At 68.8% G+C, this 7,610-nt stretch carries 8 protein-coding genes; 3 read left to right on the top strand and 5 right to left on the bottom strand.

Translation table 11 applies throughout. The features are described from left to right. Positions 1-136: 136 nt before the first annotated feature. Positions 137-838: a DAPG hydrolase family protein gene (locus AruCF_RS15475; protein WP_049074100.1), complete on the bottom strand. Its 702-nt coding sequence runs from the start codon at positions 836-838 to the stop codon at positions 137-139. Positions 839-965: 127 nt separating this feature from the next. On the opposite strand from AruCF_RS15475, the gene AruCF_RS15470 reads away from it, so the two are divergent. Both AruCF_RS15470 and AruCF_RS15465 read left to right on the top strand, forming a co-directional pair. After that, entirely contained in the window at positions 966-1,631 is a 666-nt protein-coding gene (locus AruCF_RS15470) for a TetR/AcrR family transcriptional regulator (protein ID WP_049074098.1), read from the top strand. Between the two features lie 157 nt (positions 1,632-1,788). Then, positions 1,789-2,340, top strand: a complete 552-nt coding sequence (locus AruCF_RS15465; protein WP_049074093.1) for a Dps family protein — start codon at positions 1,789-1,791, stop codon at positions 2,338-2,340. Between the two features lie 84 nt (positions 2,341-2,424). Here AruCF_RS15465 and AruCF_RS15460 read toward each other — a convergent pair whose 3' ends face one another. Continuing rightward, positions 2,425-2,925: a hypothetical protein gene (locus AruCF_RS15460; protein WP_049074091.1), complete on the bottom strand. Its 501-nt coding sequence runs from the start codon at positions 2,923-2,925 to the stop codon at positions 2,425-2,427. Positions 2,926-3,122: 197 nt separating this feature from the next. Next, complete coding sequence (locus AruCF_RS15455) at positions 3,123-5,930, bottom strand: autotransporter family protein (RefSeq protein WP_049074090.1); 2,808 nt, start codon at positions 5,928-5,930, stop codon at positions 3,123-3,125. Between the two features lie 107 nt (positions 5,931-6,037). Between AruCF_RS15455 and AruCF_RS29205 the strand changes: the two genes are divergently transcribed. Next, entirely contained in the window at positions 6,038-6,424 is a 387-nt protein-coding gene (locus AruCF_RS29205) for a hypothetical protein (protein WP_144419138.1), read from the top strand. A 39-nt stretch (positions 6,425-6,463) separates the two neighbouring features. Here AruCF_RS29205 and msrA read toward each other — a convergent pair whose 3' ends face one another. Next, complete coding sequence (gene msrA / locus AruCF_RS15450) at positions 6,464-7,162, bottom strand: peptide-methionine (S)-S-oxide reductase MsrA (RefSeq protein WP_049074088.1); 699 nt, start codon at positions 7,160-7,162, stop codon at positions 6,464-6,466. Positions 7,163-7,197: 35 nt separating this feature from the next. Continuing rightward, the coding region (gene msrB / locus AruCF_RS15445) for a peptide-methionine (R)-S-oxide reductase MsrB (protein ID WP_254431134.1) at positions 7,198-7,610 on the bottom strand (413 nt) is incomplete at its 5' end.

Below are 7,610 nucleotides of genomic sequence, written 5' to 3'. Positions count from 1 at the left end.
CCGCCCGGCCGGCTCCGCGCCGCCGCGCGCAGCGCGCAGGCCGGCGGCCGCGCCGGTCTTGCCCGGGCAGTGGCCGTGCCGGCCTCACCAGGGCGGCGGCCGTGCCAGCCTTACCATCGCAGGGGCCGTGCCCGCCTTACCAGGGCAGCGGCGCGGCTTCGCCGTTGGCGTGTTCGCCGTAGTAGATCGACGGCAGCAAGCGCGACAGGTAGGTGAACTCGGTATAGCAATGGCGCAGCAGGTTCAGCCCCAGCACGTCGGGCACGTCCTGCTGCGGCCGTGGGCTCGACAGGCCCAGGTAGAAGCGGCTGCGCAGCACGCAGCCGAACGGCGTGTCGCGCGCCAGGTGGATCATCTGGCCATCCCTCGGATCGCCATCGGCGTCGAGTTGGATGTGGTCGCCGAAGCCGATGCGGGCGTAGATGGCCGCCGACACGTCCTGGTTGCCGTGCGCGGCGCGCAGGCGCGCGGCGTCGAAGGCCTCCTGCGGGGCGTGGAATTTCAGCCTGGCGGCCACCGGCGGCAGGTCGGCCAGCGACTCCACCGCGTGGATCGAGGCGCCGATATAGCTTTCGCCGCGCCGCCAGGCGCTGTCCCAGCCACGATGCTCGACATGGTCGTGCGGATGCCACCACTTGATGTGCTGGGTGGTCTGGAAGAACTTGAACCACCAGTCAATCATGCGGCCCTTGCAGCCGTGCAGGTCGGTGCGCGTGGCCACCACCAGGCCGCCGCCGGGCAGGCGGGCAATGCCGGTCTCCAGCGGCAGCGGCGCGGGATCGAGCAGGCTGTCCATGTCGGCGGCGATGTGCGCCGCATCGGGGTGCGGGGGGGTCATGCGAGGTCTCCGGGATAAGGGAAAGCCATAAGGGAAAGCCGATTCTACATTAAAGAAACGTGGTTCGTTTCCAAAATAAGCGGACCGTGTAAGATCGCCCACTCGACATCAGGAGAACCAATCGCCCATGGCGTCCCTTGCCTCATCCGCCGCGCCGCGCTCGCGCGGCCGTCCCGCCCGACCCGACGCCGAACTGCGCGCCGCGATCCTCGACGCCGCCACCTGGCTGCTGCTGAACGAAGGCTATGGCGGCGCGACGCTGGAAGCGGTGGCCCGTCGCGCCGGCATGGCCAAGAAAACCGTGTACCGCTTCGCCGCCAATCGCGAGGACCTGGTGGCGCAGGTGGTGCGCGGCTGGACCGACAGCTTCGAGCCGGCGCTGGCGCAGGAGGTCGCCAGCGCCGCCGAGGTGTTGCCGGCGCTGGCGCGGGTGCTGCAGACGATCGCCGACCGCGCCCTGTCGGCCGACGCGGTCGGCATGTTCCGTTTGTTGACGGCCGATTTTCCGGCGCGCAACGCGTTGCTGGCGGTGTATCAGGAAAACGGCATCGAGCGCGGCACCGCGATGCTGGCGGGGTGGTTCGAGAAACTGGCCGCGCGCGGTTTGATCCGCATCAAGCAACCGCGTCAGACCGCCGGCCTGCTGTTGGCCATGACCATCGCCGAACCGCTGCGGCAGATGGCGCTGGGCCTGGTCGAGCCGCTGCCGCGGGGTTCCATCGCGGAGCGTATCCAGGCTTGCGTGGCGCTGTTCTCCGGGCAGGGGAAGGTATTCGAGGTCCTGCCGGACTAGTGATGGCGTCATGCCCGCGCGGGCATATCGATTCAGCTTGGCGCCAGCCGCGCGCGGCCATTGGCAAAGCGCGCATACGGAATTACCCTGGGACGTCGCGGCGCGACCGATCGCGCCGCGCGCGTGTTTTCCGAATCATTTCCAGGAGCTGCGATTCATGGCCAAGAAACTGAATGCGAAGACCACCAAGGCGGCGAAGACGCTGCGCAAGCGTCCGCTGGCAACCCCCACCGATCTGGCCGCCGCCGCCACCCGCGATATCTCCGCGGTGTTGAACCAGGTGCTGGCCGACGTGTTCGCGCTGTACCTGAAGACCAAGAACTTCCACTGGCATGTCAGCGGGCCGCATTTTCGCGACTACCACCTGCTGCTGGACGAGCAGGGCGACCAGTTGTTCGCGATGACCGATCCCATCGCCGAGCGCATCCGCAAGATCGGCGGCACCACGCTGCGTTCCATCGGCCATATCGCGCGCACCCAGCGCATCGCCGACAACGATGCCGACTACGTCCAGCCGCTGGACATGCTGGCCGAGCTGCGCGAAGACAACAAGACCCTGGCGGCCACGCTGCGCGAGGCCCATAACGTGACCGACGAGCATCGCGACATCGCCAGCTCCAGCCTCATCGAGAACTGGATCGACGAGACCGAGCGGCGCACCTGGTTCCTGTTCGAGGCCAGCCGCCAGGGTGACAGCACCGGCCATTGAACGGCGTAGGCGGCCGTTTCCCGTCCCTTGTATCGGGGGACGGGAGCGGGCGGGGCGAAGGGCGGTCCGCCGGTTGCCGGTGCGTCAGCCCTCGCGCCCGAATCCGCCGCGGGCCCATTCCGAGGCCCGTTGCACGCTCAGCTTGTAGGTGGGCGCCACGTGGATTTCGGCCAGTTGTTCGCCCGATTCGTCGTAGGCGCTGAGCACGGCATAGGGCTCGTCCTCGTCGGGCACGATATCCAGCTTGACGGTGACGCGGCCGGCGGCCGCATCGATCTTCACGCTCTTGTGCAGCGTCGCGTGCAATTGCTGTTCGTGACGGCGCAGGACTTCGTTGGCGGTCTTGACCAGGGTGTGGAAGGCGGGGGTGTCGAGGGGCTTGGGGTTCTTCTTGTCGCGGCCCATGGTCCACGGACCCACCAGGGCCGGTTCGGCTTGCCCGTCCAGGGTCATCTCGACGGCCCAGCCGTCGTCGTCTTCGTTCTTGATGATGCGGGCGGTCCAGCCATCGTCGCGCCACAGCGTGGCGCCCTGTTCCTTGCGGTCTTGGAAGTCGCCGTCGTCCGGCATGTGGGTGTCGTTCACTACTGTGCTTTTCCTGGGGGCATGGGTTCGCGGCCTCGCGGGCGGGGTTGCCGCGCCAGGCCGAAGAGATCATGGGTGCGCAGGGCGGATATCCGGATGGCCGGATTCCGCCTGCCCCCGCACTGTAGCGCAATGCGCGCGGGCGTTCCCGGCGCGGCGGGAACGCCATCGCGACGCCGCGGTCTCGCGGCGTTGCCCTAGAAGCGCACGGCCAGCTTGAGCAGGCCCGACTGCTGGCGGTTGCCGCCGCCGAACTGCGCGTCATAGGCGACGCCGGCGGTGGTGTTGCGGGCGAGCGCGATTTCTGCGCCCAGCCCGACCACCGCGGCGTTCCTGGCGATCGGCACGCCGCGCACCGAGAACGTGCCGCCGCCGTCGAAGGCCAGTTGCTGGCTGGGCGTGACGTCGCCCATGGCGTGGCGCCAGCCCAGCGAGGCGGTCAGGCGGCCCGGCGCGCCGCTGGACTCGAACTGCCAGGCGCCGCGCACGCCCAGCGTGCTACTGGTCACGTCGTCGGTGCGGCCCTTGCCGCGCAGCGCGGCCGATCCGCCCGATTCCTCGAAATCCCGCGTGCGCAGCTGGTTCCAGGCCAGGCCGGCATAGGGTTCGATACTGTAGGCATCGCTCAGCGGCAGGTGGTAGCCGAGCTCGCTGAACAGCTGCGTCGACGAGGCGCGGTAGGACGACTCCAGGCGCTGGTTCAGGCTGCCGGCCGCGACGTCGCGCTTGGTGTTGATGTCGTGCCAGGTGTAGGCGGCGCCGGCCATGAAGCGCAGGTGGCCGGGACCGGCCTGGAAATTGCGGCCGCCGAAGATCGTGGCGGTGTAGCTGTCGACGTCGGTGCGCGAGGCGGAATCGGCCAGCGAGCTGTGGCTGCCGACGTAGCCGACCGCGCCGCCCAGGCGCCAGCCGCCGCCGACCGCGCCATCGCCGCCGACGAACAGGCCGCCGGACGATTGGCTGACGCTCGAGGCGTTGCCGTCGCCGGCGAAGGTGCTCCAGTTGCCGAAGGCCTGCGCCCAGACCGGCGAGGCGCCGCTTTGCGGCAGCGCGTCGGCCGACGGCGCGCCCAGTTGGGCGGTCGGCTGTCCGGCGCGCACCGGCGCGTCGAGGTTGCCGCGCAGGTGATCCAGCGGCAGCGCGCGCACGCTGTCGGCCTGGCTCTGCAGCACGGTGGCGGTGCTGGCGTAGGCCTCGCCGGACAACTGCTTCAGGACCGAACGCGCTTCATTGGGCGTCATCGTCAGCACGGCCGTGGTCACCTGGCGGGCGCCGGTGCCGGCGGCCGCAGTGGTGCCGCTGCCGACCACGGACGAGCCGTTGCCGGTGGCCGTCGCGCCATTGCCGCTGGAAGCCGACGCGTTGCCGCCGGAGGTCGAACCGTTGCCGCTCGCGGGCGGATCTTCCTGGTCCAGCGCGCCGCCGACGCTGGCTTCGTTGCCGGTGCCGCCGATGCTGCCGATCGGCACGTCGTTGCGCGTGAGCGTCATGAAGGCATTCTTGGCGTCGTAGCTGAGCGTGGGCGTCAGGAAGGCGTAGGCGCTGGAGGCGCCGGTGAAGCGGCCCTGGATGCCGCCGTCGGCGGTGAGGATGTTGTAGGTGGTGCGCGGCGCATAGTTGCCGGCCGGGCCGACGTGCGCCACGGTGCCATCCAGCGTGGCGACGCCGGTGACGTGGATGCGGTCGCTGGCGCTGCTGGCCGGATCGGCGTGCACGCGATAGACGGTATCGGCGCCGAAGGTCAGGTTGCCGTTGACCGTCAACGTGCCGATGGGCGAGCCGTCGTTGCCCGGGGAGATCACGGCGGTGGGGTAGAGCGTGGTGGTGCCGACCTGGCCAACGCCCGCCAGCACGACCTCGCGGCCGATGTCCAGGGGGCCGTTCAGCTTGCCGTCGATCTCCAGGGCGCCGTCGGCGATCAGGATGGGGCCGCTCAGGCCGCTGCTGTCGGCCGTCAGGATCAGGGAGCCCGGGCCGGTCTTGACGAAGCCCTGGGCGCCTTGCAGCGGGTTGTGGATGGTGTCGACGAACTGGCCCGAGGCATAGGTGCCGTCGCCGACCACCAGGGCCGGCGGGTTGCCGCCGCTGCCCACCAGGGTGATGGGCGCGCCCTGCACGGTATAGCGGTCGGTCGCGAACTGGATGCCCGACACGCGCACCGGGCCGGCGCCGCCATCGACCGTGACCGTGCCCGCCGCGCCGGTGAAGATGGCGTAGCCGCCGTCGGGCAGGGCGCCCGTGGCGTTGGTGGGGCTGTTCCAGTTGCCGCTGGCGGCGCTCCAGGTGCCATTGCCGCCGCCGGCGCGGGTGGCGGATGCCGCGCCGTTGCCGTTCCACAGATTGGTGGTGCTGGGGCCCAGGATCAGGTTGATCTGTTTGTCGCCGGTCAGCGACTGGATGGTCGCCGCGGGCTGCGAGTCGCCGGTCACGCTGCCCAGCGTCAGGCCGTTGCCGCTCAGGGTGCCGCCGTATGACAGGATGCGGTAGTAGCCGGCGTTGGTGCCCAGCGTGTTGACCGACACGTTCAACGTGGTGTTGTTCAGGGTGGCGTTGCCGGCGACCGTGATGTTGTCGCCGGTGCCGGGCTGCGTGATCGGCAGGCCCGCGTAGCCGGTCTCGAAGTCGAACACGGCGTTGTTCATCGACAGGTCGCCCCTGACGACGAGGTTGCCGTTGGACACGCCGGTGGGCGTGCCCACCGGGTAGCCGGGGGCGACGCGCGCGCCGTTCACGTTGAGGTTGCCGTTGATCGCGCCGAAGCCCGAGACGGTGCCGTTGGCGGCCGCGTTGACGTTGCCGGTGAGGGTGACGCCGGCGCCGCCGCCGTTGCCGCCGATCACCAGGGTGCCGCCGTTGACGTCAACGCCGCCGGGGAAGGCGGCCGAGCCGTCGAACACCTGCGTGTTGCCGGACGCCACCGTCAGGTCGGCCGCCATGGCGGCGCCGCAGCAGGTGGTGCTCAATGCGACCGTGGCCGTCAGCCACTTGTTCGTGCCGTATATCAAGACTGGAATCCTTTTTGTCTCGGCCCGAGGTCCCGATGCCATACGCAATCGCCCACGGAAATCGTGTTTCCGGTGGCTGAAATACTTTGTATGGAATGGACGGGCCGGTGGAAAAAGGACGCAATTTATACCTGCTTTTTTGCAGATTAAAAAACTGCCTGAAAGATACCATCCAAGGCCGCGATTTTCGGCCGTTTGGATACCAACCAATTGTTTTTATTGGTGTTTTGGATACCGGCCGTATTATCAATATGGCGGGAATTGATACATTCAATATTATCTGTCAGGCACGACAGGTGCTGATTTTCGATTTTAAGAATCGGCGCGGTTTTTATTATTTATCTTGCTTATCGAGGCGCCGCGAAAATGGTCAGGACGCGCGCTTTTACGGTCATCGCGACAGCGCCTTCCCGGCTGCACGGCGCGCGACGGCAGCGACGGCCGCGCGTGGCGCGGCCGCCGGCGCGGCAAGCTCCGCCGGCGGCCGCCAATGACAGCCCTGTCCGCCAGCCGCCCGCGGATTCACCCGCTGGCTACGGATTCACCAGCACCGGCTTGTCGCGATACGCCGCCGGGAAGGTCTTGGCCAGGTTCTCCACCTTCGGCACGTCGTTCACCATGATGTACATGCTGTACGGGTGCCGCACCAGGTAGTCCTGGTGGTAGCCCTCGGCGGGGTAGAAGGCCTTGAGCGGTTCCACCGTGGTGGCCAGCGCCTTGGGGTAGACGCCGGATTTGTTCAGCTGGGCGATGTAGGCCTCGGCCACCTTGCGCTGGTCGTCGTTGGCCGGGAACACCGTGGAGCGGTACTGGGTGCCGCTGTCCGGGCCCTGGCGGTTGAGCTGGGTCGGGTCGTGCGCCACCGAGAAATAGATCTGCAGCAGTTGGCCGTAGCTGACCTGCTTCGGGTCGTAGGTGATTTCCACCGATTCGGCGTGGCCGCTGCGCCCGCCGCTGACGGTGTTGTAGTCGGCGGTGGCTGCCTGGCCGCCGGCGTAGCCGGAGACCGCCGAGGTGACGCCCTTGACGTGCTGGAACACCGCCTGCACGCCCCAGAAGCAGCCGCCGGCGATCACGGCTTTTTCCTGGGCCGCGCCGGCCGCCGAGGCGTCGAGCGCGGGCGGTGGAATGATGAAGGCAGTCTCGGCGGCGCTGGCCGTGCCGAAGGCGAACAGGGTGCCGGCGGCGGCCAGCGCGGCCTGGCGGGCGCGGGAGAAGGGACGAAGGAACATGATGCGCAATCCTCGAAAAATGACGCCGGCCGCGATCAGGCCTGCGGGGTGAAGCTCATGGCCACGCCGTTCATGCAGTAGCGCAGTCCGGTCGGGCGCGGGCCGTCGTCGAAGACGTGACCCAGGTGGCCGCCGCAATTGCCGCAATTGACGGCGGTGCGGGTCATGCCGAAGCTGCGGTCTTCCAGCGTATCGACGGCGTGTTCCAGCGGCTGCCAGAAGCTGGGCCAGCCGGTGCCGCTGTCGAACTTGGTGGCCGACGAAAACAGCTTCTGGGCGCAGCCGGCGCAGGCGAAGGTGCCGGCGCGATGCTCGTCATTGAGCGGGCTGGTGTAGGGCCGTTCGGTGCCCTCGCGGCGCAGCACGTCGTACTGCGCCTGGGTCAGTCTGGCGCGCCATTCGGCGTCGGTCAGGGTATAGGGGTAGGCGCGGGGCGGCGCGGCGCGCG

The sequence above is a fragment of the Achromobacter ruhlandii genome, from assembly GCF_002082135.1.
Taxonomy (GTDB): domain Bacteria; phylum Pseudomonadota; class Gammaproteobacteria; order Burkholderiales; family Burkholderiaceae_B; genus Achromobacter; species Achromobacter ruhlandii.
This window is presented reverse-complemented; position numbering and strand designations above follow the sequence as displayed.

Excerpts from the sequence above, each read along its gene's own strand:
- msrA (WP_049074088.1), bottom strand. The coding sequence starts at position 7,162 with ATGTTCCTTCGTCCCTTCTCCCGCGCCCGCCAGGCCGCGCTGGCCGCC.
- AruCF_RS15470 (WP_049074098.1), top strand. The coding sequence starts at position 966 with ATGGCGTCCCTTGCCTCATCCGCCGCGCCGCGCTCGCGCGGCCGTCCC.
- AruCF_RS15475 (WP_049074100.1), bottom strand. The coding sequence starts at position 838 with ATGACCCCCCCGCACCCCGATGCGGCGCACATCGCCGCCGACATGGAC.
- AruCF_RS15465 (WP_049074093.1), top strand. The coding sequence starts at position 1,789 with ATGGCCAAGAAACTGAATGCGAAGACCACCAAGGCGGCGAAGACGCTG.